The sequence below is a fragment of the Shigella sp. FC1967 genome (genome assembly GCF_001743005.1).
Lineage (GTDB): Bacteria > Pseudomonadota > Gammaproteobacteria > Enterobacterales > Enterobacteriaceae > Proteus.
In genome coordinates this window covers 1-219 of the sequence record NZ_MIIZ01000425.1, presented here as the reverse complement: position 1 = coordinate 219, position 219 = coordinate 1, and the positions used below count along the sequence as shown (strand labels likewise).

The window sequence follows — 219 nt, the reverse complement described above, 5'->3', positions numbered from 1 at the left end:
CCTGTCTCAGCGTTCCCGAAGGCACTCCTCTATCTCTAAAGGATTCGCTGGATGTCAAGAGTAGGTAAGGTTCTTCGCGTTGCATCGAATTAAACCACATGCTCCACCGCTTGTGCGGGCCCCCCGTCAATTCATTTGAGTTTTAACCTTGCGGCCGTACTCCCCCAGGCGTCGATTTAACGCGTTAGCTCCAGAAGCCACGGTTCAAGACCACAACCT

At 53.0% G+C, this 219-nt stretch carries 1 rRNA gene; it reads right to left on the bottom strand.

Annotation, left to right across the window (positions count from 1 at the left end):
- Window positions 1-219 (bottom strand): 16S ribosomal RNA (locus tag BHE89_RS03635); the annotation flags it as partial.